Below are 22,461 nucleotides of genomic sequence, written 5' to 3' on the forward strand. Positions count from 1 at the left end.
TGTGGCAGGACCGTGACAGACCGACGGGTCGGCCCGGCCCGCGACTTCCGGTCGACACCCCCGGGGGCGAGGGGTTACATGGAAGGAACGGACTGCCTCCGGGGCCGAACCTCGCGCGCCGCGCGCTCGCCCCCGTGTACCGCTCCGGCCCGCGTGGGCCGCGTACCGCCGCCCGGCGTCGTCCCCCGCGGCGCGGCCCACCTCGCGGCTCCCGCCCCACAGGTGAGGAACGACATGAACCAGCGCACCCGTACCGCCCTCGTCATCCCCCTCGCGGCCTGTTCGCTCGCCCTCGGGCCGGTGACCGCCGCCTGGGCCGCAACCCCGCACGCCACCCCGCACGCCGCCCCCACGGCCCAGTGCTTCGTCGAGCCCAAGGCCGGAGACGCGACCAAAGTGATCGTCACCGGGCAAGGGTTCGACAAGGCCAAGGGCAAGGCCACGGTCGACCAGACCGACGGCGACGGCGGAGCGCTCGTCACCGTCGGCATCGACGGCAAGCTCACCGCGGCAGACCTGCCCGCCGGCAAGTACACCGTCTCCCAGCAGAACGGGGCCTCGGCGACCTGCCTGTCCGGCCAGGCAGCGCAGGACGCGGTCAACCAGAACTTCATCGACAGCGAGCGCAAGCGCGGCACCCGTGAGGGCTTCACCGACGGCAAGGAGCTCGCCCAGGCCGGCGTGTGCGACGCGAAGCCCGAGCCCAAGGTGAAGAACCTCCAGGGCCTGACCGCCGACAACGAGGCCAAGAAGAAGGCGGAGGAGGCCTACAAGGCCGCCTACAGCGCCGCCTTCGGCGCCGCGCTCAACCGGTACTGCACCGACTGACCGAGCCCCGCCCCCACCCCGCGCAGCGTCGTCGCCCGGCCCCCGTAGGGTGCCCGGGTGACGACGCACCTCCCCACCTGCTCCTGCTGCGGTGACGCGCTCCCGGACGGGCAGCGCCTCGACTTCGGCTTCAACCTCCCCGAAGCCGCCTTCGGGCTCCCCGAGGAGGCCCTGCACCGACTGGGCGTCCGCGCCCTGCTCCGGGTGGACGGGGCCGGCTCCTTCATCCGCTGCCTGCTGCCCGTCCGGCTGAGCCGGGACACCGAACTCGTCCTCGGCGCCTGGGTGCAGGTCGACGACGCGACCCTGCGGCGGGCCCACGAGCTGTGGGAGGAGCCCGGGTACGCGGAGTTCGCCTTCACGGGCACGTTCGCCAACCGGATCCAGCCCTGGGCCGAGGCCCTGTTCGGCGCCGAGGTCACCGCCCGCGTCGCCGACCCGGACGAGCTGCCCGTCGTCACCGGCGTACGCCACCCCGTGGCCGCCCGCGTCCTGACGGAGGTCTGGGACCGGGACGAGGTCCTCAGCCGCTTCCCGTCCCCGCTCCCGGTCGACGTGCGCACCGACCTCGGCGACGGCTGGTCGGTGGTCCGCACCGCCGGGCTCACCGCGTCCTTCGCCGACGGCTACGACCGCTTCACCGGCCCGACCCGCAGCGCGGCCGTCAGCCTCAAGCGCGACGACGTCCCGGGCCGCGCCCCGGCGGACTTCCTCGCCGCCCTGCTGTCGGGCGCCCCCGACACCCGGCCCGCCCAGCGGCTGCGCGAGGAACTGCCCGGCGGCGGCCTGCGGTACGCGTTCTGGCTGACCCCGCAGGACAGCGGCCGCCCGCGCCACGAGCTGTACGGGTTCACCCTGCACCCCTCCGGCAGCGGTGCCGGGATCTCCTGCAGCCACCAGGACCCCGACGGCCTGGTCTGGGCCCAGCGGATCTGGCGCTCCCTGGCGTACGAGGGGATCAGCTGACCGGGTCGCCGAACCACCGGGACAGGGGGGCGAGGAGTCCGGCCGGGTCCTCGCCCGCCCAGGCCACGTAGCCGTCCGGGCGCAGCAGCACCGACGGAGCGCCCCGCTCCGCCCCGGAGTCGGCGACGTGGTCGACCCGGTCCTCCCAGCCCGCCACCGACAGCCCGCCGGTCCGGTCGAGGAGCAGGCCCCGGCCGCCGCGCATCAGCTCGTACAGCCGCCGCCCCGTCCCGAGGGTGACGTCCCGCATCCGGCGGCCCAGCAGCTCGTGGCCGTCGCCGTCGCCGAGGTCGTAGCGTACGCCGACCGCGGAGGTCAGCTCGGTCACGTACCGGTTGACCTCCTCGAAGTCCAGCAGCTTCGAGAACAGCTCCCGCAGCGCCACCGCCCCGGCGGTGTTCTCCAGCAGCGCGGTCTGCGCCCGGGTGTTGGCGATGACGGCCGCGCCCACCGGATGCCGTTCGGCCTCGTACGTGTCGAGCAGCCCGGCCGGGGCCCGGCCGCCCACCTCGGCGGCGAGCTTCCAGCCGAGGTTGAACGCGTCCTGGACGCCGAGGCTGAGCCCCTGGCCGCCCGTCGGCGGATGGACGTGCGCCGCGTCGCCCGCCAGCAGCACCCGCCCCACCCGGTAGCGCTCGGCCTGCCGGGTGGCGTCGCCGACCCGGGACAGCCAACGCGGCGAATGCGCCCCGAAGTCGGTGCCCGCGTGGGCCCGCAACCGCTCCTTGACCTCGTCGAGGGTCGTCTCGGCCGTACGGTCCTCCGCCACCCCGTCGGCGGGGACGATCACCCGGTAGACGCCTTCCCCCATGGGGATGATCCCGAACCGGACGTGGACCTTGCGCACCTTTGCCGTCACGGCGGCCACCGTCTCCGGATCCTCGGCCAACTCCATGTCCCCGAGCAGCGTCTCGACCTTGGCTGGCTCCCCCGGGAAGCCGACGCCGAGCAGCTTGCGCACCGTGCTGCGGCCCCCGTCGCAGCCGACGAGGTAACGCGCCCGCAGCCGCGTCCCGTCGGACAGCTCGACGTCCACCCCGTCGGCGTCCTGCCCCAGCCCCACGACCTCGCAGCCGCGCCGGACCTCGGCGCCCAGCTCCACCGCCCGCTCGGTCAGCAGCCGTTCGGTGACGGTCTGCGGGGTGGCGAGGCCGTACGGGTGCGCGGTGTCCATCAGCTCCGGCCGGAGCTTGAGCAGTCCGCCGAAGTCGGCGGTCCGGTACGGCTCGCTGACCTCGAGGAACCGGTCCAGCAGCCCCCGCTGGTCCAGCATCTCGACGCTGCGCACCTGCATCCCGCGCCCGCGGGACTGCCCGGCCGGCTCGGTGAGCCGTTCGAGCACGACCGTCCGCACCCCGGCGAGGCGCAGCTCGGCGGCCAGCATCAGGCCGGTGGGCCCACCGCCCGCGATGACCACGTCGATCGTGTCGATGGCGTCGATGGCGTCGCTCTTCTTCAACTGCTCCCCGTTTCCCCAGGTCATGGCTACGAGTGGGGATTCTGGAGCATGACGGGGGCCTTGCGGCAAGACCCCCGTCGGGCTATAACTTGATCATGGCGAGGTGCTCATGAGCTCCTCGCCATTGCCGTTTCCCCGGCAGGGATCAGCGCTTGAGCAAGAAGCTGAAGTCCCCGGAGAGCTTCCCGCCCAGCCGGACCGCCGAGACGAGCTTCCCGGCCGTGATCAGCCGCTCGACCTCGGCCCGCGGAAGACCGCACCCCTCGGAGATCAGCCGCACCGGCCGGACCGGGATCCGCGCCGCGAAGCGCACCGAGACGTCGATCACCTCGCGGTCCAGGTGGTCCGGTCCCCCGGTGTCGAGGCGCCAGGCGCCGTCCCAGTCGAGGGCTACGCGATTGCGGCGCCGCAGGACCGGATCCTGGAGCAGCTCGGCGGCCAGGCCCGGGTCGTTGTCGTGCATCCGGTCCAGCAGCTCGGGCCGTACGGAGCGCACGTGCGCCCGCTCCAGGACCGTGAGCTTGGCCGTGTCCCCACAGCCGGTGCAGAGGACGAGCAGCCAGGCGTCGAGGAGCTTGTGGTTGGCGTTGACGCGGAACTTGCCGTTCGCCCGGAAGGACCCCGACGCGCACGAGTGGCATCGGCGGAGGACGGCAGGAAGGCAGGTGGGAGCGACCACCCAGGTATTGAGCACAGAAGTACACCGGTTCCAGTGAGAAGACCGCAGCAGAAAGGAGCGCGGCGCACAGGCGCGACGCGCGACGAATCAGCACTCGGGGGGTCTCACACGGTGTACAACGGAACGCCCTTGTCTCGACGACGTGTTCGGCAGGAGGGTAACGGCGCCCGGAAGTGCGGCTCCACTGGTTTTCTCTAGGCGGCGAGCGGACCTTCGGGAGGGCAGTCGCGGCAGCGGCCCGGTCCGGGGGCGCGGAAGGCGCGTTCGCAGCCGTCGCAGTTCTGCCACGGGTCCGGTCGCCGGGCGGCGTTCACGGCGGGCGGCGGGGCCGTCGGCATGCGCGGCGGGATCCCCGCGCGCAGCCGGTACCCGATCACCGCCGCCGGGCTGCGCATGTCGGCCGGCAGATCCGCAGCCAGGGCGTGCCGGACGGCCTCCGGCTCGGCCCCCCGGTCCAGCCAGGCGGCCACCCCGGGCGCGAGGCGCCGTACGTCCCGCTCGGCCAGCAGCAGCCGGGGGTCGTCCCCGCGCAGCCGGGCGAGCAGGTCGGCCGCGTCCTGCCTGGCGGCGGGTTCGGGGGCGGGGGCCTCCGGAGGGGGAGCGGGTGCGGGCTCCGGCTCCGGTACGGGGGCCAGGTCGGCCGGCGGTGGGGGCGGCGGGTCGTCCCCCGGCGGGACGGTGCCGCGCGGCTGGTTGTAGGACACCGTCCGGGTCGCGAGCCTGCCCTCGGGGGTCCGTACGCAGGACCGCTCCAGGTATCCGGCCGCCTCCAGCTCCCGCAGCGCGGCGGCGATCCGGATCTCCCCCTCGGGGAAGCGGGCGGCGAGCGCCTTGATGCCGATCCCGCTACCGGCGGCCAGCGACTGGATGTGCACCGCGAGCCCGATCGCCACCAGCGACAGGGCCTGGTGCTGGGCGAGGTGGTTGCCGATCACCACGTAGTGACCGGTGTGCGGCACGTTGACGTGGATGACACCTGATGGAATGGACCCGCCTCGAACGCGGGACGACGTGCGCGTGCGCACGCTAGGGTTCTTGAACGCCATTGGGAAGGTACTGCTTCCTCGTTGGTCAGGCCCTCGCCCGGGATGCCAGTCCCGGCGGGGGCCGTCTCATGTCTGATGTTGTGCGGCGAGCATATGCCCGGCAACCACCCCGAAATCCAGCCCAGTTGGCACGGTTCACCCGAGCGAGTGAGCGCGGGGGTTGGGGGGGTGGGTTGGTGGGTTTTACCCCGGTACTTAAAGGATGTCGAGGGTCGCCGGGTCCCGGTGGCCCACGTCCCGGATGAGTACGCGGACCGGCGGATCCTGAGTACGGCGGCGCAGGTGGGACGCCCCCTCAGCGGCTTGGCTGGGGCCATGCGACACGAGAGCAAGAACACCGCACTGGCGTGGACCACGGCCCTGGCACTGGCCCTGGTCCCGGTGGCCTTCGTCTTCGGCGCCCTGGGCGGGATGGCCGAGCAGGTCCACCCCGAGGCGGTGGCCGTGCTGAAGGTGTTCTGGCTCGCTTCCTGGACGGCCACCCCGCTGCTCGCCCTCGCCGGCTGGCTGCTCCGCCGACGCCCCGCCCTTGCCGGAGCCGGTCGCTGGACGGGCTGGATCGCGGTGGTCCCGGTCCCGGTCACGATCCTGCTGGCGTCCCGGCTGTAGGCAGGTCGACCTCCGCCCACACCGCCTTGCGCGGCGGCGGCCCCTGCTCCACCCCCCACCGGTCGGCGAGCGCCTCCACCACCGCCAGGCCCCGGCCCCCTTCCGCGCGGGCGTCCGCTTCGCGGAGAACCGGGATCCGGTCCCGGCACGTGTCCACCACCTCGATCCGCAGCACGTCGCCGCCCAGGCTGAGCACCACCAGGAAGTCCCGCCCGGCCACCCGCCCGTGGGTCACGGCGTTGGCCGCCAGCTCGGCCACGATCAGCGCGGGCCCGTCCGTCGGCAGCCCCCACGCCCGCAGCTTCTCGACGGCGAGCTGCCGGGCCTGCCGGGCGCCACGGGGTGTGGCGGGCAGCTGGACGCCGAACTGATGTGCAGAGCACCAGATTTGAGTAGTCACGTCACCCAGCGTGGGGCGGCATGGCTACCGTGAGAAGCGTTAACGCCGGTGCGTCCGGGGTTTGTCCGGTGCTTGTCCGGCGCTGTCCGGGCTGTCCTGAAAACCTTTCGGGCATGGGGCGTTGAGGAAATTCGGTGCGTCGGAGGTGGGGCACGCATGGCGGTTGGGACGGAAGACGCGGGCTGGGAAGTCGACCCGGAGGACGAGCAGGGGATCGCGGTCCTGGCAGCGCTCGGCCGCCAGCTGAAGGCCTGGCGGGAAAAGGCGGGAATGAAGGCAGCCGCCTTCGGGGTGGAGATCGGGTACGGCGAGGACCAGGTCCGCAAGGTCGAGGGCGGCAAGCGGATCCCGCGCCCGGAGTACCTGGACAGGGCGGACGAAGTCCTGCGGGCGGGTGGGCAGATCTCTGCGATGAAGGAGGACACGGAGCAGGTCCGCTACCCCAAGAAGGTGCGGGACCTCGCCAAGCTGGAGGCGAAGGCCGTGGAGATCGGGGTGTACAGCACCCACGTTATCCACGGACTGCTCCAGACTCCGGATCACGCTCGGGCCCTCTTTGAGATGCGGCAACCCGCCTATGTACGGGACGAGATCGAGACCTACGTGAGCGCACGCATGGCCCGCCGATCCGTCTTCGATCGCAAGCCGGCCCCGTCGCTCACCTTCGTCCAGGAAGAGGCGTCCCTGAGGCGTCCCATCGGAGGCACAATGGCGTGGAGGCGGCAACTCGAACGTCTGCTGGAACTGAGTCGCCTGCGACACGTGTCGTTCCAGGTAATGCCGGCAGACCGCGAAGTGCACGCCGGGATGGACGGCGGAATCGAAGTGCTGAAGTTCATGGACGGCACTGCGGTGGGCCGCTCGGAGGGCGCGTTCGGCGGACGGCCGGTTTCGGATCCGAGGCAGCTCAGGATCCTCGAACTCCGCTATGGCATGATCCGAGCCCAGGCGCTGACACCCCTGGAGTCTCGTGACTTCGTCGAAGAACTGCTGGGAGAGACATGATCCACAACCCCGGGTTGGTCTGGTTCAAGAGCAGCTACAGCAGCGGCAGCGAAGGCGACTCCTGCGTCGAAGTGGCGCACGCTTGGCAGAAGAGCAGCTACAGCGACAGCAGCGAAGGCGACGACTGCGTCGAGGTGGCCTCCACCCCCACCACGATCCACGTCCGCGACTCCAAGGACACCGCCCTCCCCCACCTCACCTTCGGTCCCACCGCCTGGACCGGCTTCCTTGCGGCACAATGACCCCTTGCACGCACAGTAGTTGACGTTTCGGCCAGGGGGCGGGATGCAGCCGGGGGCACAGCTGGCCGGGCGGTACCGGCTCGTCGAGCGGCTCGGGCAGGGCGGGATCGGCGAGGTGTGGCGGGCCCAGGACGTCGAGCTGGACCGGGCCGTGGCCGTGAAGGTGCTGCTGGAGTTCGACGCGTCCGAGGAGCTGCTCGGCCGGTTCCGCCGCGAGGCGTCCATCGGGGCGCGGCTCCAGCATCCCGGGATCACCGTCGTCCACGACATCGGCCGCCACGGCGACCGGCTGTTCATGGTGATGGAGCTGCTGGAGGGGCAGGACCTCTCCCGGCTGCTGGCCCGCACCCCCGGTGTCGGCCTGCCCCTCCCCCAGGTGCTCGACCTCGCCCTCCAGACGGCCGAGGCCCTTTCCGCCGCGCACGCGCAGAAGGTGGTGCACCGGGACCTGAAGCCCGGGAACCTCTTCCTCCTCGCCGACGGCCGCCTCAAGATCTGCGACTTCGGCATCGCCCGCACCGCCGACGCCACGGGCGGTCTCACCGTCACGGGCCGGGTGTTCGGGACGCCGTCGTACATGGCCCCCGAGCAGTGGCGGGGCGAGCACGTCGACGGGAGCTGCGACCTGTACGCCCTGGGGTGCGTGCTGTACGCGCTGCTGACCGGCGCGCCGCCGTTCGCCGGGACCGAGCAGGCCTGGGTGCTGATGCGGATGCACCTGGAGGAAGCTCCCCCGGCCCTGGGTGCCGTACGGGGCGACCTGCCGCCCGCGCTCGTGGAGCTGGTGGACTCGCTGCTGGCCAAGGAGCCGGGCGACCGGCCCGACGCCCTCACCGTCGCGGACCGGCTGCGCGCGCTGCTGCACGGACCCGCCGTACGCGACGTACCCACCATGGACCTGGGGACGGCCCCCACGGTCACCGACACCCCGGCCCCGAGCCGCCGGAACGTGCTGCTCGGGCTCGGCGGGCTCGGGCTGCTGGCGGGGGCCAGCGGCGGGACGTACGCCGTGTGGCGGCTGACCGGCGACAAGAACGACGCCGGCAAGAACGACGGCGGCAAGAACCCCGGCGACACGAAGAACGGCGGCGGACCTTCCGCCGAAGGGACCACCGAGCCCGGCACCGCCGGGATCCGCATGGTGCAGGAGATCAGGAAGCACGCCGGCTCCGTCGACTCGGTGGGGATCAGCCCGGACAGCAGGTACATCGTCAGCGGCGGCAACGACCGCAGCATCCAGCTGTACAACTTCGCCGGCGGCGGCAGCCTCACCCTCTCGCCGATGCCCGAGGCGGCCGTGACCTGCGTGTCCTACAGCCCCGACGGCAAGGTCCTCGTCGGCGGGAGCGACAAGGCCCTGCGCCTGCACGACGTCTACAGCCTGGAGCTCCTCGGCGTCCTGGCGGGCCACACGGGGCTGGTGCGCGCGGTGGCGTTCAGCCCGGACAGCAAGACCCTCGCCAGCGGTGCCGACGACGGCACCATCCTCCTCTGGGACGTGGTGAGCCGCTCCACCACCGCCGTCGCCACCCTCACCGGGCACGCCAAGCCGGTGCTGTCCCTGGCCTTCGCCCCCGACGGCTCCCTCGCCAGCGGCTGCGCCGACGGCACCATCCGCCTCTGGGACACCGCGAGCCGGACCTCCACGGCCACGCTCGCGGGCCACGCCAAGGCCGTCGCCGCGGTCGCGTTCAGCCCCGACGGGAAGATCCTGGCCAGCGGCAGCGCCGACAGCAGCGTCCGGCTGTGGGACCCGGCCTCACGCAAGAGCACCACCCTCCCGGGCCACAACAACCCCGTCCGGTCGGTGGCGTTCAGCCCCGACGGGCAGACCATCGCCAGCGGCGGCGGCCGCACCGTCCGCCTCTGGGACGTCGCCTCCCGCGAGCACCGCGCGACGCTCAACGGACACCTGGCCGCCGTGACCTCGGTCGCGTTCACCCCCGACGGCAAGACCCTCGTCAGCGCGAGCGAGGACGACCGCATCCGGGTGTGGAAGCGGGCCTGACGGCGGACGGCGGCGAGGATGGCCGGATGACGTCCATAGACCGGCCCGAGGACCAGGGGTGCCTGCGCTGGGTGCTCGCCGTACCCCTGGCCCTCCTCTACCTTCCGGCCACGTTCTTCCTCTACGGCTCGCTGGTGCTCCAGCCCGACTCCGGCTCCCCGTACGACCCGATGCGCGACGACGCGCGGGTCAACGCCGTGCTCTCGGTCGGGCTGTGGTTCCTCGGGCTGCTCCTGACCGCCGTCCCCGTCTTCCACCGCAACCTCGGGCGGTGGTGGTACGCGGTGCCGTTCCTCCTCGCCTCGGTCGCCTACTGGCGGTGGCAGACCGTCTAACGGGCGGACTCCGCCGCGGCCGCCTCGACCAGCAGCTTCGCCGCCACCGCCGCACCGTCCGCGTCGAACGCGGCGGCCACCGACGCCGCCCGGGCGGCGGTCTGCGGGGTCAGGGCGGTCTCCAGCGCGGCCGACAGGGACTCCACCGTCGGGGTGGGGCCGTCGTGGGCCGCGCCGATGCCGAGGCCGGCCACGCGGGAGGCGAAGTACGGCTGGTCCGCGCCCTGCGGAACGATCACCTGGGGCGCGCCGGAGCGGGTCGCGGTGGTCGTGGTGCCCGCACCGCCGTGGTGGACGACGGCGGCGACGCGGGGGAACAGCGCCTGGTGGTTGGCCTCGCCGACGACGAAGCAGTCGTCGCCCGCGTCGGCCGCCGCCAGGTCGGCCCAGCCCCGGGAGAGCAGTACGCGGCGGCCCTGCGCGCGGACGGCTTCGACGACGGTCCGGGCGAGCCCGGCCGGGTCGGCCATGGGGATGCTGCCGAAGCCGACGTACACCGGCGGCTCGCCGGCGTCGAGGAACTCCACCAGGTCGGAGGGGAGCGGCCGCTCGTCCGGCAGCACCCACGCACCGGTCTGTACGACCTCCAGCGCGGCCGGCCGCACCCACGGGGCGAGGGCGGGATCGGTGGCCAGCCAGGGCCGGTCGGTGAAGACGTGGCCGCGGAGGTCGTCCACGGCCGGCAGGCCGACCGACTCCCGGAAGGCGTTGACGGCGTCGCCGAAGACGTCCTGCGCGTCGCGGGCGTCCCGCTCCCACAGCACCTCGTTGTCGGTGATCTCCGGCGGCAGCGGCCTGCCCGGGCGCGGGATCGGCGGGTGGTGCGGGGAGGGCAGGCTGACGGGCTGGTAGCTCGCGTACACGTACGGGACGCCCAGCTTCTCGGCGGCCGCCTTCACCCCGGCCACGGCGGGCACCAGGCCGGTCGCGAGCAGGACGTCGCAGCCGTCGGCCGCCACCCGCGTCACGCTCTCGTAGAACGCGGCGACCAGCTCGGCGGCCCGCTTCGCGATCCCTCCCGGCGCCGGCGGCACCTTCCCGGTCACCAGGTCGCGCACCGACGCGCCGGTCGGGACCATCTCCACGCCGACCCCGGCGAGCCGACCGGCGAACTCCTCGTCCGGCGGCGCGCACACCAGCACCTCGGCCCCCAGCTCCTTCAGCCGCACCGCGAGCCCGACGAGCGGCTCGACGCCCCCGCGCGAATCGTAGGCAGACAGCACCACACGCATTCCGTACTCCCAATCCCCCGTGAAACGGCTCAGGTTGGAGAGTCTGCACCACGGTGATGATCTTGTGGCAAGCCCGGGGCTGCGCTATACGTTGGGCATGGCCAAGGAAATCCAGGTGACGTACGACTGCGCCGACCCCGCCGCCCTGGCGGCCTTCTGGGCCGAGGTGCTCGGGTACCGCGTCCAGCCGCCGCCGGAGGGCTTCGCCGACTGGCCGTCCGCGCTGACGGCGTGGGGCGTGCCGCCGGAACAGCACAACAGCCGCTCGGCGATCGGCGACCCGGACGGCAAGGGGCCGCGGATCTTCTTCCAGCGGGTCCCGGAGGGCAAGACGGCGAAGAACCGCCTGCACCTGGACGTCCGCTCGGCCCCGGGCCTGAAGGGCATGGAGCGGATGGACGCCCTGGAGGCGGAGGCCACGCGCCTGGAGGCCCTGGGCGCCAAGCGCCTGTACCGCCTCGACCCCGACGGCATCGACGAGGGCATCATCGTGATGGCCGACCCCGAGGACAACGAGTTCTGCCTGGACTGACGCACGACGCTCACGCGCGAACGCCGAAGCCCCCGCCCAGGATCCCGGGTGGGGGCTTCGGCGTATGCCGTGAGTCGCGGTCAGGCGGCGACGGGGACCGGCTGGGCGGTGGTGTCGCGGGCCGGCTCGTCCAGCAGGGAGGACGAGGCGGCGGCGTAGGCCTCCTTGTCGAGGATCCCCTCACGGGCAGAGACGATCACCGGTACGACCGCCTGACCTGCGACGTTCGTTGCCGTCCTCATCATGTCGAGGATCGGGTCGATCGCCATCAGCAGGCCGACGCCGGCGAGCGGCAGGCCCAGCGTGGAGAGGGTCAGGGTGAGCATCACGGTCGCGCCGGTCAAGCCGGCCGTGGCGGCGGAGCCGACCACCGAGACGAACGCGATGAGCAGGTACTCCTTGATGCCCAGCTGCACGTCGAAGATGTTCGCGATGAAGATCGCGGCGAGCGCCGGGTAGATCGCGGCGCAGCCGTCCATCTTCGTGGTGGCGCCGAACGGGACGGCGAAGGAGGCGTACTCCTTCGGGACGCCGAGGCGCTCGGTGACCTTCTGGGTGACCGGCATGGTGCCGACCGAGGAGCGGGAGACGAAGGCCAGCTGGATCGCGGGCCAGGCGCCCTTGAAGAACTGGACCGGGTTGACCTTGGCGACGGTCCACAGCAGCAGCGGGTAGACGCCGAACATGACGAGCGCCGAGCCGATGTAGATGTCGGCGGTGAAGGTGGCGTACTTGCCGATGAGGTCCCAGCCGTAGCTCGCGATGGCGGTGCCGATGAGGCCGACGGTGCCGATCGGGGCGAGGCGGATGACCCACCACAGGGCCTTCTGGAGGAGCTCCAGGACGGACTCGGCGAGGTTCAGGACGGGCTGGGCCTTGGCGCCGAGCTGGAGGGCGGCGATGCCGGCGACGGCGGCGAGGAACACGATCTGGAGGACGTTCAGCTCGGTGAACGGGGTGACGATGTCCTTCGGCACGATGCCGGTCAGGAAGTCGATCCAGGAGCCGTGCCGCTTGGGCTCCTTGCCGTCGGCCGGGGTGAGGCCGGTGCCGGCGCCCGGGTCGGTCAGCAGGCCGATCGCGAGGCCGATGCCCACCGCGATCAGCGAGGTGATCATGAACCAGAGCAGGGTGCGGGAGGCGAGCCGGGCGGCGTTGTTCACCTTCCGCAGGTTGGTGATGGACACCAGGATGGCGAAGAACACGAGCGGGGCGACGGCCAGCTTCAGCAACTGGATGAAGATGTCACCGACCTGCTCCAGGGTGGTCTTCAGCCAGCTGACGTCCTGGCTGCGGGCGATCCAGCCGAAGAGGACGCCGAGCGCGAGGCCGGCGACTATCTGGGCCCAGAAGGGGAACTTGAACGAGGCCTTGGCGGGAGCCTGGGCCTGGGGGGACGCGGACACGGCAATCTCCGGGGGACGCGCGGACGTACGGCGGATGGTTTCTGCGAGGGGTGCGGTACGGCGGCAGCCGGAAAGGGGCCGGGCCGGCCGGGGACCGCTGCTGGAGGCGGCTGGGCTTCAGCTTCAGCGGCGACAGCAACAGGCCGCGGACACGCGGCGGCAGAGGTCGACGTGCAGGCGCGCCACGAGCGGGACGCTCGGGCTCATCGGGTGCGCGGCTGCGGTCAACATGTTGAACACGCTAACACTTTGGCTTTGAGAATCTCAAAGGGATGCTTTGAGCACGCATCGCGCGGGGGCGCGGCGACCGGCCGCACCCGGCCCCCGAAACGCCGAAGCCCCAGCGTGGCGGGGGGTGTTCCCGGCGCTGGGGCGTGTCGGTGCGCGGAGCGGCCGCGGGGCCGCTGTGAGGTAGGACTCAGGCGCGCGCGGCGTCGTCGGCCGCGTCCTCCTGGCTGCGGTTCGCGGCGAGCCGCTCCTTCGCACCCGCGACGCGTCCGGAGATCTGCTGGGACATCTCGTCGCGCTGCTTGCGCAGCAGGACGAAGGACAGCGGGGCGGAGAGCACCAGCGCGAGGAGCACGATCCAGGCGAAGTTGGCGTCGCCCAGCCCGGCGGGCACCCAGCCCACGTTGACCAGGACGGCGACGAGCACCAGGCACCCGACGAAGATGCCCAGGCGCATCGCGGTGTAGCGGATCGTCGCGCTCGGCTTGAGGGCCACGGTGACCCCTCCCTCTCTTCTTGCGTCGGCACGTGCCCGTCCAGTGAAGCACGCCGGGCCCCCGCCGCGGCCCGGCGGGGGTCAGTGCAGGGGCAGCAGCATCGTGATGTCGTCGCGGTCGTCGCCGGGGGCCACGCGGATGGCGCCGGGGACCCGGCCGACCTCCTTGTAGCCGCAGGCCGCGTAGAAGTGCTCCAGTCCGACCCCGCCGCGGCACTCCAGGCGGATGGCCTCGATGCCCTCCAGCGAGCGCGCCGCGTCGGCGAGGGCGGCCATCAGTTCGCGTCCGGCACCGCGGCCCTGGAGGGCGGGGCCGACCATCACCGTGTACGCCCAGACCCAGTGCTTCCGCAACGGGTGCGCCTCGAAGGCGAGGAAGGCGACCGCCCGCACCACGCCGTCGGCATCCCGCCCGACCAGCAGCCGGTGGCGACCCTCGGCCAGCGCGACGAGGTGCTTGACCAGCGCGGGGCGGATGTCGTCGACGGTGACCGGCGGGACGAAGCCGACCGCGCCGCCGGCGTTGGTGACCTCGGTCCACAGCTGTGCGATGCCGTCGCGCAGGGCGGGGTCGACGACCGGATCGAAGGTGAAGGTAAGGGTCATAGAGCGAGAGTATCTATTACCATCCCGCCGGGCAACGGGTTTTCGTGACCGTCCGCCCCCGCAGACGACGGGAGCCCCGGACCGTCGGGGACGGTCCGGGGCTCCTGTGTGCGCAAAGGGTGCGCGCAAGGGGCGCGCGTCAGACGCGCATCGCCTGCGGAGTCTCGCGCAGCGAGGCGTCCGGGCCCGGGTACTCGCGGATGACCTCGTAGCGCGTGTTGCGCTCGACCGGGCGGAAGCCGGCCTCGCGGATGAGCTCCAGGAGGTCGTCACGGCCCAGCTTGTTCGGGGTGCCGTAGTTGTCCGCGTCGTGCGTGATCTTGTACTCGACCACCGAGCCGTCCATGTCGTCCGCCCCGTGCTGGAGCGCGAGCTGGGCGGTCTGCACGCCGTGCATCACCCAGAAGACCTTCACGTGCGGCACGTTGTCGAAGAGCAGCCGGGAGACCGCGAAGGTCTTCAGCGCCTCGGCGCCCGTGGCCATCGTGGTGCGCGCCTGGAGCCTGTTGCGGACCTTGCCGTCCTTCACGTCCACGAAGTCGTGCTGGTAGCGCAGCGGGATGAAGACCTGGAAGCCGCCGGTCTCGTCCTGGAGCTCGCGCAGCCGCAGTACGTGGTCCACCCGGTGGCGCGGCTCCTCGATGTGCCCGTAGAGCATCGTCGCCGGGGTCTTGAGGCCCTTCTCGTGCGCCAGGCGGTGGATCCGCGACCAGTCCTCCCAGTGGGTGGCGTGGTCGACGATGTGCTGGCGGACCTCCCAGTCGAAGATCTCCGCGCCGCCGCCGGTGAGCGATTCGAGGCCGGCCTCGATCAGCTCGTCGAGGATCTCGGAGGCCGAGAGGCCGGAGATCGTCTCGAAGTGGTGAATCTCGGTGGCCGTGAACGCCTTCAGCGAGACGTTCGGCAGCGCCTCCTTGAGGGCGGACAGCGAACGCGGGTAGTACCGCCACGGGAGGGTGGGGTGCAGGCCGTTGACGATGTGCAGCTCGGTGAGGTTCTCGTTCTCCATGGCCTTGGCCAGGCGGACGGCTTCCTCGATGCGCATCGTGTACGCGTCCTTCTCGCCCGGCTTGCGCTGGAACGAGCAGTAGGCGCACGAGGCCGTGCACACGTTCGTCATGTTGAGGTGGCGATTGACGTTGAAGTGGACGACGTCGCCGTTCTTGCGCGTGCGCACCTCGTGGGCGAGACCGCCCAGCCAGGCCAGGTCGTCCGACTCGTAGAGGGCGATGCCGTCCTCGCGCGTCAGCCGCTCGCCGGAGCGGACCTTCTCCTCCAGCTCACGCTTGAGCCCCGCGTCCATGCCGGTGTCTCCTCTGCCTGTCCCTGTCCAGCACCTGTCTGCAACCGCCACCCACCGTACTCTCAGGCGTCCTCGGGCAGGTCGCCGACCCGGTTCTCCCACTTCGTGGAGAGCACGATCGTGGTGCGGGTCCGGGAGACGCCCTTGGTCCCGGAGAGCTTGCGGATGATCCGCTCCAGGCCGTCGACGTCACCGGCGCGCACCTTGAGCATGTACGAGTCGTCGCCGGCGATGAACCAGCAGTCCTCGATCTCCTGGAAGTCGCGCAGCCGGCGCGCCACGTCCTCGTGGTCCGCGGCGTCGGAGAGGGAGATGCCGATCAGCGCGGTGACGCCGAGCCCGAGCTCGGCGGCGGCGACCGTCGCGCGGTAGCCGGTGATCACGCCGGCGGTCTCCAGCCGGTTGATGCGGTCGGTGACGCTGGGGCCGGAGAGGCCCACGAGACGGCCCAGCTCCGCGTACGAGGCGCGGCCGTTCTCCCGAAGCGCCTGGATGAGCTGCCTGTCCACCGTGTCCATTACGTGGAGCCTTCCATTATTCGGCGATCCTGCAAGTTTAGGTATAGAATCAAAGGCGCACAGGGTCAACACCCTGTGAATCTTTCAACAGATCAATGACGATCTTCAGGAGTGGTTCACCGTGTACACGATCGAGGCGGCCTACGCGCACATGCGACAGCTCCAGGAGCTGGCCAACCGATCCCGCACCGACCAGCCCGCAGCCGCCCGCCGCGTCGACAAGACCCGCCGTCCGGGCAGCGCCAAGAAGCGCTGACGCCGGCACCGACGCCGCTACTCACGGGGGCGGGCGCTGCCAAGCTCCCCCTCCCAACGGCGGTACAGCCCGTGCGGCACACCTGCCGCGTCGAGCACCCGCCCCGCGACGAAGTCCACGAGGTCCTGGATGTGCGTCGCGCCCGCGTAGAACGCCGGAGAGGCGGGCAGCACCACGGCGCCCGCCTCGTCCAGCGCCACCAGATGCCTGAGCGTCTGCCCGTTCAGCGGGGTCTCCCGCACCGCGACCACCAGCCGGCGCCGCTCCTTGAGCGTCACGCTCGCGACGCGCTGGAGCAGGTCCTTCGACAGCCCGAGCGCCACACCCGCCACGCAGGCGGTGGAGGCCGGGACGATCAGCATCCCCTTGACGGGGTACGAGCCCGAACTCGGGCCGGCCGCCAGGTCCCCGGCACCCCAGTACCGCACGCCGTCCAGGTCGAACCCGGCGAAGGTCCCGGGCTTGCCGTCCGCGCCGCGGCCCAGCCACTCCTCCAGGTCCGCGCGCCAGTGCGCGTCCCGGAAGGCGATCCCGGTCTCGTCCAGCAGGGTGAGCCGCGAGGCCCGGCTGACCACCAGGTCGACACTCTCGCCCGCCGCCAGCAGCCCCCGTACCACCGCCGCCGCGTACGGCGTCCCGGACGCCCCGGAAACCCCGACCACCCACGGGGTGCGCTTGCCGTCAGTCATACCTCCGAGACTATCCGGCCACGGCGCGGAGGCACTCTGTAAGGTGTCCGCACGTCCCATGGGGTGGGACGGCACGAGGGGGAACACCACCATGAGCACGACGACGACGGCCGAGCCCGCCTGGAGTCAGACCGACCGGGCCAAGGCCGCCGGACAGCTGATGCTGGGCTGGGTGGCCCTGCTGTGGCTGATCGAGGCGGTCGACTACGCCACCGGGCACGCGCTGGACGCGTACGGGATCGTGGGCCGCGACCCCGACACCCTCACGGGCGTCCTCACGGGCTCGTTCCTGCACTACGGCTTCGACCACGTCGCCTCCAACAGCGTCCCCCTGCTGGTCCTCGGCTTCATAGCGGCCCTGTCCGGGATCCGGCGCTTCCTCGCGGTGTGCGGGCTGATCATCCTGGCGGACGGCCTCGGCACCTGGCTGATCGCCCCGTCGGACGGCGTGACCCTGGGCGCCTCGGGCGTCGTCTACGGACTGTTCGGCTACGTCGTGGTCCGCGGGTTCGTCGAGCGCAGGGTGCTGGGCGTCCTGGTGGGCGTGGCCGTCGGCGCGTACTGGGGAGGAACGTTCTTCCTGGGCCTGCTGCCGCTGGACCCGACGATCAGCTGGCAGGGCCACCTGTGCGGTCTGGTGGGCGGCGTACTGACGGCCCTGTACTTCCGCCGCCCGGCCCCCCGGCAGCCAGCGCCGCTCAGCTGACGACCCCGGGGTCGACGGGCAGCGCCGAGGTGTCGACGCTCAGCTTGCCGATGCCGGTCTCCACCACGACGGCGTCGCCGTACGGGATCACGTCCCGGCCGCGGTAGCCGTCGGGGCCCGGGTTCCACAGGGTGACGCAGTGCGCCTTGTAGGGGTCGAAGATCAGGTAGTGCGGGATCCCGCGCCGGGCGTAGGCCTTGTCCTTGATCTCGTAGTCGTTGCGGACGCTCCCCGGGGACACCACTTCAACCGCCAGCTCGATCAGGTCGGGCGGGTAGGCGCTGAGGTTCTTGCGCCGCTCGGTGTCCGGAATGACGGCGAGGTCCGGGCAGAACTCGTTGTCGCCGTCGAGGGGGACCGCAACGTCGGAGATGAAGCCCCACTCCGGTGAAAGCTGCGGCCTCAGAAGGGACTGAACCTCCCAGATGGTCTGGCTGTGATGCGGCTTGACCGGACTCATCACGATGGCGCCCTCGACAATCTCCATCCGGTAGCCCGGGAACATGTCCTCGAACCGGCTGAGCTGTGAGTGCAGGCGGTCGCTCTCCGAGACGGTCACGTCGGCCTCCCTGTCCATGCACTCGATGGTAGGCCGCACGCTAGCTAGACCGTCAGACCCCGCACCACCAGATCCGCGAGTGCGCACACGAACAGGGCAATCCCGATGAAACCGTTGACCGTGAAGAACGCCCGGTTCAGGCGGGACAGGTCGTGCGGCCTGACGATGGTGTGCTCGTAGAGGAACGCCGCCGCGACGATCAGGAGGCCCAGCCAGAGGAAGGCGCCGCCGTCGGTGAGGACGGCGTACCAGGCCAGCAGGGCCGTGGTGACCACGTGGCAGCCGCGGGCGCCCCAGAGGGCGGCCGGGACGCCGAAGCGGGCCGGGACCGACTTGACGCCGTCCGCGCGGTCGGAGTCCACGTCCTGGCAGGCGTAGATCAGGTCGAAGCCGCCGATCCACACGCCGATGGCGAGCCCGAGGACCACCGCCTCCCAGGACCATTCCCCGGTGACGGCGAGCCAGGCGCCGACCGGCCCCATGGCCTGGGCCAGGCCCAGGATGGCCTGCGGGAAGTTCGTGAAGCGCTTGCCGTACGGGTAGACCACCATCGGGACGACGGCGACCGGGGCCAGCGCCAGGCACAGCGGGTTCAGCAGGGCGGCCGCGCCGAGGAAGACCACCAGCGCGATCCCCGCCCCGGTCCAGGCGGACCGCACCGAGACCGCGCCCGTGACGAGCTCGCGCCCGGCCGTACGCGGGTTGCGGGCGTCGATCTCCCGGTCGATGATCCGGTTCGCGGCCATCGCGAAGGTGCGCAGCCCCACCATGCAGACGGTGACGAGCAGCAGCTCGGTCCAGTGCACGCGCCCGTCGAGCCGGTACATGGCCGTCAGCGCGGCGATGTACGCGAAGGGCAGCGCGAAGACGGAGTGCTCGATCATCACGAGCCGCAGGAAGGCCTTCACCTTCCCGGGTGCCTGCGGGGCGGATCCGGATCCGGATCCGATGACTCCGTCGGCGGTGGTCATCACGCGAGGCTCCCGCGGAAGGCTTCGAGGTCGGCCGCGAGCTCCGCCGCCGGGAGGGCGCCGAGCTCCAGCGTCCGGACGGTCTCGTCGTCGTGGCCCTCGGGCGGGGTGACCCGGGCGGTCACCTCCCAGGAGGCGCCGGAGGGGCGGGCGTCGAGGCGCAGGAAGGTGCCGGCCTCGGCGGTGAACGCCTCCCCGGCCGCCAGGGCCTGCTGGAGCTGTTCCGCGAAGGCGTCGGCCTCGGTGTCCCGCGCGCCCGGCAGCTCGAAGCCGCCGCCGTCGCCGTCCGCCTCGAACACCAGGGCCCAGATGTCACCGGACCCCGCGAACTCCTCCGGGCTCACCCCGGCCTCCTCGGCGGCGGCGAGCACGCCGGGCTGCGTCGGGTCGATCTCCGGGCGCATCAGGGCGACGTACCTCGTCGGGGTGCCGATGAAGACCTCGGGACCGCCCACGGCAATCGGGCTCACAGGCCGTACTCCTTCCAGCGGCGGTCCACCAGGGCCGCCGTAGCCGGGTCGGACTCGACCATGTCGGGCCAGCCGCCGTCGCGGGTGTAGCCCTCCTCCGGCAGCTTCTTGGTCGCGTCGATGCCCGCCTTGCCGCCCCAGAACTGCTGGTAGGAGGCGTGGTCCAGGTGGTCCACCGGTCCCTCGACCACGGTCAGGTCGCGCGAGTAGTCGGTGTTGCCCAGTGCCCGCCAGGAGACCTCGTGGAGGTCGTGGACGTCGCAGTCCTTGTCGACCACGATGATCAGCTTGGTCAGCGACATCATGTGGGCGCCCCAGATGGCGTGCATGACCTTCTGGGCGTGCTTGGGGTACTTCTTGTCGATCGAGACGATCGCGCAGTTGTGGAAGCCGCCCGACTCGGGCAGGTGGTAGTCCACGATGTCCGGCACGATGATCTTGAGGAGCGGGAGGAAGAACCGCTCCGTGGCGCGGCCCAGCGGGCCGTCCTCCGTCGGCGGCCGGCCGACCACGATCGACTGGAGCAGCGGGCGCTTCCGCATCGTCACGCAGTCGATCTTCAGGGCCGGGAAGGGCTCCTGCGGGGTGTAGAAGCCGGTGTGGTCGCCGAAGGGGCCCTCGGGGAGCATCTCCCCGGGCTCCAGCCATCCCTCGATCACGACCTCGGCGTTGGCCGGGACCTGGAGCGGGACGGTCTTGCAGTCGACCATCTCGATCCGCTTGCCCGCGACGAACCCGGCGAACAGGTACTCGTCGATGTCGCCCGGCAGCGGTGCGGTGGAGGCGTAGGTGACGGCGGGCGGGCAGCCGAAGGCGATGGCGACCGGCAGCCGCTCGCCGCGCGCGGCGGCGACGGCGTAGTGGTTGCGGCTGTCCTTGTGGATCTGCCAGTGCATGCCGATGGTGCGCTTGTCGTGGCGCTGGAGCCGGTAGAGGCCGAGGTTGCGGACACCGGTCTCGGGGTGCTTGGTGTGGGTGAGGCCCAGGTTGAAGAAGGAGCCGCCGTCCTTGGGCCAGGTGAAGAGCGCCGGGAGCCGGTCGAGGTCGACGTCGTCGCCGGTGAGGACGACCTCCTGGACGGGCGCGGACTCGCCCTTCACCTTCTTCGGCGGTACGTGGACCATCGAGCCGAGCTTGCCGAAGGCCTCGCGGACGCCGATGAAGCCCTGGGGCAGCTCGGGCTTGAGGAGGCCGCCGATCTTCTCGCTGATCTCGCCGTAGGACTTGAGGCCGAGGGCCTTCAGGAGGCGGCGGTCGGTGCCGAAGACGTTCATGGCGAGCGGCATGGCCGAGCCCTTGACGTTCTCGAAGAGCAGGGCCGGGCCGCCGGCCTTGTTCACTCTGTCGACGATCTCCCCGACCTCCAGGTACGGGTCGACTTCGGCCTTGATGCGCTTGAGGTCGCCCTCCCGCTCCAGAGCCCGGAGCAGCGAGCGGAGATCGTCGTAAGCCATGGAGCCCAGTATCCGTCACCCCATACCCTGGAACCGTCACCGGGGCCCCGCGCGGGCCCGTCGTCACTTCCCGGGAGTCGGTCCCACACCGTGCTGCGCTATCTGCCGTTCCTGCTGATCCTGGCGCTGACCATCTACGCCTTCATCGACTGCCTGAACACCCCGGAGGAGGAGGTCAAGCACCTGCCGAAGACGGTCTGGGTGCTGATCATCCTGCTGTTCTCGATCGTCGGCCCGGTGGTGTGGCTGTTCGCGGGCCGCAAGCGCTCCGCGGCCGGCGGCGGGGGCCGGGCGCGCCGGCAGCAGTGGGTGGCGCCCGACGACAACCCGGAGTTCCTGAAGTCCCTGCGCGAGGAGCAGGAGAAGAACAGGGACAAGGACGGCGACACGGACAAGGGCAAGGACAAGGAGTAGGGCGTCACCGCGCCCAGGGCAGGACGCGGGTCCCCTCGGTGCCGGGGACCGAGGCGACGCCGTCGGCGCGCATGACCACGTACGCCTCGAAGCGCTCGGGGGCGTGGATCCGGCGCAGGACGCCGGGCGGCAGGACGAGGGTCTGACCGGCGGACACCTTCTCGGTGCGGCCGTCGCAGGTGACCTCCAGGGAGCCGACGGTGAGCTGCCAGACCTGTTCGCGGCTGACGGAGTGCTCGGGGCCGGTGGCTCCGGCGGGCATGTCGACGTGCCAGGTGGAGAGCTCGGAGCTGCCGCGGCTGGGGGCGGCCAGGCCGGTCATGGTGGCGTTGGGGGAGGCGGTGACGTTCTCGGGGGAAGCACTGATCACGTGCAAGGCGGGTCCTCTTCCGTTTCCGTGGAGTGCGTGACGACAGAGGTAAGTAAAGTGTCTTTACTCGCATGAGTCAAGGGGCTTTACTCGGCATGCCCGCCCGCCGATGCCACCATGGACCGCGTGACATCCAACGAAGAGAGTTCCGGCGTCGAGCTGGCCTTCCTGCTCGGAATCGGCTTCCAGCTGATGCTCGGCGAGTTCACCCGGCGCCTCGCCGACGAGGGCTACGCCGACCTCCGCCCCCTGCACGGCATGGCCTTCCAGGCCCTCAAGGGCCCCGGCGCCACCGCCAGCGAGCTGGCCGAGCGGCTCGGGGTCACCAAACAGGCCGCCGGGCAGATCGTCGACGATCTGGAGAAGCGCGGCTACGTCCGGCGCGAGCCGCACCCGGGCGGCGGGCGGCGCAGGCTCGTCGTCCTGACCCCCGCCGCCGAACAGCACCTGGCCACCGCCGGACGGGTCCTGCACGGACTGGAGGCGGAGCTGGCCGGCCAGGCCGACCTCGGCGCCCTGCGCGGGGAGCTGGCGCGCCTCATCCGCGCCCTGCACGGCGACGGGGGACTCCCGCCGCTGCGGCCGGTGTGGTGACCCGGGCGACGGGAGCGGCGTGACGAAAACCGGCCGGAAAGATCATTGAACGCGTTCAACCCCGCTGGCAGAATCAGGCC

The 22,461-nt window shown here is 71.7% G+C and carries 28 protein-coding genes; 12 read left to right on the forward strand and 16 right to left on the reverse strand.

Translation table 11 applies throughout. The features are described from left to right. Window positions 1-234: 234 nt before the first annotated feature. Window positions 235-828 carry a hypothetical protein gene (locus tag D1J60_RS14975; RefSeq protein WP_125821437.1) on the forward strand — a complete coding sequence of 198 codons (594 nt, stop codon included), beginning with the start codon at window positions 235-237 and terminating at the stop codon, window positions 826-828. Window positions 829-885: 57 nt separating this feature from the next. After that, on the forward strand, window positions 886-1,794 hold the full coding sequence (locus D1J60_RS14980) for a DUF2199 domain-containing protein (RefSeq protein ID WP_125821438.1): 909 nt from the start codon (window positions 886-888) through the stop codon (window positions 1,792-1,794). Here D1J60_RS14980 and D1J60_RS14985 read toward each other — a convergent pair. The 3 genes from D1J60_RS14985 to D1J60_RS14995 form a co-directional block, all read right to left on the reverse strand. Further along, window positions 1,787-3,277 (reverse strand): FAD-dependent monooxygenase, encoded by a 1,491-nt coding sequence (locus D1J60_RS14985; protein WP_125821439.1) that lies wholly within the window; start codon window positions 3,275-3,277, stop codon window positions 1,787-1,789. The two genes, D1J60_RS14980 and D1J60_RS14985, sit on opposite strands and share 8 nt — an antisense overlap. 121 nt (window positions 3,278-3,398) lie before the next feature. Beyond that, window positions 3,399-3,947 (reverse strand): DUF1062 domain-containing protein, encoded by a 549-nt coding sequence (locus tag D1J60_RS14990; RefSeq protein ID WP_125821440.1) that lies wholly within the window; start codon window positions 3,945-3,947, stop codon window positions 3,399-3,401. Window positions 3,948-4,126: 179 nt separating this feature from the next. Beyond that, entirely contained in the window at window positions 4,127-4,891 is a 765-nt protein-coding gene (locus D1J60_RS14995; RefSeq protein ID WP_125821441.1) for a helix-turn-helix domain-containing protein, read from the reverse strand. Window positions 4,892-5,293: 402 nt separating this feature from the next. Between D1J60_RS14995 and D1J60_RS15000 the strand changes: the two genes are divergently transcribed. Beyond that, window positions 5,294-5,587 (forward strand): hypothetical protein, encoded by a 294-nt coding sequence (locus D1J60_RS15000; protein WP_241253278.1) that lies wholly within the window; start codon window positions 5,294-5,296, stop codon window positions 5,585-5,587. Here the strand turns inward: D1J60_RS15000 and D1J60_RS15005 are convergent. Beyond that, window positions 5,559-5,996, reverse strand: coding sequence for an ATP-binding protein (locus tag D1J60_RS15005; protein WP_125821442.1), 438 nt, complete (start codon window positions 5,994-5,996; stop codon window positions 5,559-5,561). The two genes, D1J60_RS15000 and D1J60_RS15005, sit on opposite strands and share 29 nt — an antisense overlap. Before the next feature lie 147 nt (window positions 5,997-6,143). On the opposite strand from D1J60_RS15005, the gene D1J60_RS15010 reads away from it, so the two are divergent. Genes D1J60_RS15010 through D1J60_RS15025 form a run of 4 tightly spaced genes read left to right on the forward strand, consistent with a single transcriptional unit; the run spans window position 6,144 to window position 9,577 of the window. Next, a complete protein-coding gene (locus D1J60_RS15010) occupies window positions 6,144-6,992 on the forward strand; it encodes a helix-turn-helix transcriptional regulator (protein WP_125817594.1) in 849 nt (282 codons plus the stop codon). Continuing rightward, window positions 6,989-7,234 (forward strand): DUF397 domain-containing protein, encoded by a 246-nt coding sequence (locus tag D1J60_RS15015; RefSeq protein ID WP_206436528.1) that lies wholly within the window; start codon window positions 6,989-6,991, stop codon window positions 7,232-7,234. The genes D1J60_RS15010 and D1J60_RS15015 overlap by 4 nt, the downstream gene beginning before the upstream one ends. A gap of 43 nt (window positions 7,235-7,277) precedes the next feature. Continuing rightward, complete coding sequence (locus D1J60_RS15020) at window positions 7,278-9,242, forward strand: serine/threonine-protein kinase (protein WP_125821443.1); 1,965 nt, start codon at window positions 7,278-7,280, stop codon at window positions 9,240-9,242. Window positions 9,243-9,268: 26 nt separating this feature from the next. Next, on the forward strand, window positions 9,269-9,577 hold the full coding sequence (locus D1J60_RS15025; RefSeq protein ID WP_125595366.1) for a hypothetical protein: 309 nt from the start codon (window positions 9,269-9,271) through the stop codon (window positions 9,575-9,577). Here the strand turns inward: D1J60_RS15025 and D1J60_RS15030 are convergent. Beyond that, the gene (locus tag D1J60_RS15030; RefSeq protein ID WP_125821444.1) at window positions 9,574-10,809 is read right to left on the reverse strand and encodes a glycosyltransferase; all 1,236 of its coding nucleotides are present in this window, start codon (window positions 10,807-10,809) and stop codon (window positions 9,574-9,576) included. The two genes, D1J60_RS15025 and D1J60_RS15030, sit on opposite strands and share 4 nt — an antisense overlap. A gap of 97 nt (window positions 10,810-10,906) precedes the next feature. On the opposite strand from D1J60_RS15030, the gene D1J60_RS15035 reads away from it, so the two are divergent. Next, window positions 10,907-11,341 (forward strand): VOC family protein, encoded by a 435-nt coding sequence (locus D1J60_RS15035; protein WP_125821445.1) that lies wholly within the window; start codon window positions 10,907-10,909, stop codon window positions 11,339-11,341. Between the two features lie 80 nt (window positions 11,342-11,421). On the opposite strand, the gene D1J60_RS15040 is transcribed toward D1J60_RS15035, so the two are convergent. The 5 genes from D1J60_RS15040 to D1J60_RS15060 form a co-directional block, all read right to left on the reverse strand. After that, window positions 11,422-12,747: a dicarboxylate/amino acid:cation symporter gene (locus tag D1J60_RS15040; RefSeq protein WP_125821446.1), complete on the reverse strand. Its 1,326-nt coding sequence runs from the start codon at window positions 12,745-12,747 to the stop codon at window positions 11,422-11,424. Between the two features lie 418 nt (window positions 12,748-13,165). Further along, complete coding sequence (locus D1J60_RS15045) at window positions 13,166-13,471, reverse strand: DUF4229 domain-containing protein (RefSeq protein WP_042801046.1); 306 nt, start codon at window positions 13,469-13,471, stop codon at window positions 13,166-13,168. Between the two features lie 81 nt (window positions 13,472-13,552). Next, window positions 13,553-14,077 (reverse strand): GNAT family N-acetyltransferase, encoded by a 525-nt coding sequence (locus D1J60_RS15050; RefSeq protein WP_125821447.1) that lies wholly within the window; start codon window positions 14,075-14,077, stop codon window positions 13,553-13,555. A gap of 139 nt (window positions 14,078-14,216) precedes the next feature. Beyond that, complete coding sequence (mqnE, locus tag D1J60_RS15055) at window positions 14,217-15,380, reverse strand: aminofutalosine synthase MqnE (protein WP_125595370.1); 1,164 nt, start codon at window positions 15,378-15,380, stop codon at window positions 14,217-14,219. Window positions 15,381-15,442: 62 nt separating this feature from the next. Further along, the gene (locus D1J60_RS15060) at window positions 15,443-15,898 is read right to left on the reverse strand and encodes an Lrp/AsnC family transcriptional regulator (protein ID WP_125595371.1); all 456 of its coding nucleotides are present in this window, start codon (window positions 15,896-15,898) and stop codon (window positions 15,443-15,445) included. A gap of 121 nt (window positions 15,899-16,019) precedes the next feature. Between D1J60_RS15060 and D1J60_RS38645 the strand changes: the two genes are divergently transcribed. Beyond that, on the forward strand, window positions 16,020-16,154 hold the full coding sequence (locus D1J60_RS38645; RefSeq protein WP_260613643.1) for a hypothetical protein: 135 nt from the start codon (window positions 16,020-16,022) through the stop codon (window positions 16,152-16,154). Between the two features lie 17 nt (window positions 16,155-16,171). Here the strand turns inward: D1J60_RS38645 and D1J60_RS15065 are convergent, their stop codons facing one another. After that, the gene (locus D1J60_RS15065; protein WP_125595372.1) at window positions 16,172-16,843 is read right to left on the reverse strand and encodes a UbiX family flavin prenyltransferase; all 672 of its coding nucleotides are present in this window, start codon (window positions 16,841-16,843) and stop codon (window positions 16,172-16,174) included. A 91-nt stretch (window positions 16,844-16,934) separates the two neighbouring features. Between D1J60_RS15065 and D1J60_RS15070 the strand changes: the two genes are divergently transcribed. Next, window positions 16,935-17,549: a rhomboid family intramembrane serine protease gene (locus D1J60_RS15070; protein WP_125821448.1), complete on the forward strand. Its 615-nt coding sequence runs from the start codon at window positions 16,935-16,937 to the stop codon at window positions 17,547-17,549. Here D1J60_RS15070 and D1J60_RS15075 read toward each other — a convergent pair. The 4 genes from D1J60_RS15075 to D1J60_RS15090 are packed head-to-tail and all read right to left on the reverse strand — an operon-like array spanning window position 17,542 to window position 21,003. Beyond that, window positions 17,542-18,126, reverse strand: a complete 585-nt coding sequence (locus tag D1J60_RS15075) for a Uma2 family endonuclease (protein WP_125821449.1) — start codon at window positions 18,124-18,126, stop codon at window positions 17,542-17,544. The two genes, D1J60_RS15070 and D1J60_RS15075, sit on opposite strands and share 8 nt — an antisense overlap. Window positions 18,127-18,152: 26 nt before the next feature. After that, window positions 18,153-19,058 carry a menaquinone biosynthesis prenyltransferase MqnP gene (gene mqnP / locus D1J60_RS15080; RefSeq protein WP_125824041.1) on the reverse strand — a complete coding sequence of 302 codons (906 nt, stop codon included), beginning with the start codon at window positions 19,056-19,058 and terminating at the stop codon, window positions 18,153-18,155. 20 nt (window positions 19,059-19,078) lie between these two features. Continuing rightward, window positions 19,079-19,549 (reverse strand): hypothetical protein, encoded by a 471-nt coding sequence (locus D1J60_RS15085; protein ID WP_125821450.1) that lies wholly within the window; start codon window positions 19,547-19,549, stop codon window positions 19,079-19,081. Further along, a complete protein-coding gene (locus D1J60_RS15090) occupies window positions 19,546-21,003 on the reverse strand; it encodes a menaquinone biosynthesis decarboxylase (protein ID WP_125595376.1) in 1,458 nt (485 codons plus the stop codon). Before D1J60_RS15090 ends, D1J60_RS15085 begins: the two co-directional genes overlap by 4 nt. Window positions 21,004-21,093: 90 nt before the next feature. On the opposite strand from D1J60_RS15090, the gene D1J60_RS15095 reads away from it, so the two are divergent. Beyond that, a complete protein-coding gene (locus D1J60_RS15095) occupies window positions 21,094-21,417 on the forward strand; it encodes a PLD nuclease N-terminal domain-containing protein (RefSeq protein WP_125821451.1) in 324 nt (107 codons plus the stop codon). A 4-nt stretch (window positions 21,418-21,421) separates the two neighbouring features. Here D1J60_RS15095 and D1J60_RS15100 read toward each other — a convergent pair whose 3' ends face one another. Further along, window positions 21,422-21,787 carry a cupin domain-containing protein gene (locus D1J60_RS15100; RefSeq protein WP_241253279.1) on the reverse strand — a complete coding sequence of 122 codons (366 nt, stop codon included), beginning with the start codon at window positions 21,785-21,787 and terminating at the stop codon, window positions 21,422-21,424. Between the two features lie 117 nt (window positions 21,788-21,904). Between D1J60_RS15100 and D1J60_RS15105 the strand changes: the two genes are divergently transcribed. Next, complete coding sequence (locus D1J60_RS15105) at window positions 21,905-22,381, forward strand: MarR family transcriptional regulator (RefSeq protein WP_125821452.1); 477 nt, start codon at window positions 21,905-21,907, stop codon at window positions 22,379-22,381. Window positions 22,382-22,461 lie beyond the last annotated feature (80 nt).

The sequence above is a fragment of the Streptomyces sp. W1SF4 genome, assembly GCF_003950035.1.
Classification (GTDB): Bacteria; Actinomycetota; Actinomycetes; order Streptomycetales; family Streptomycetaceae; genus Streptomyces; species Streptomyces racemochromogenes.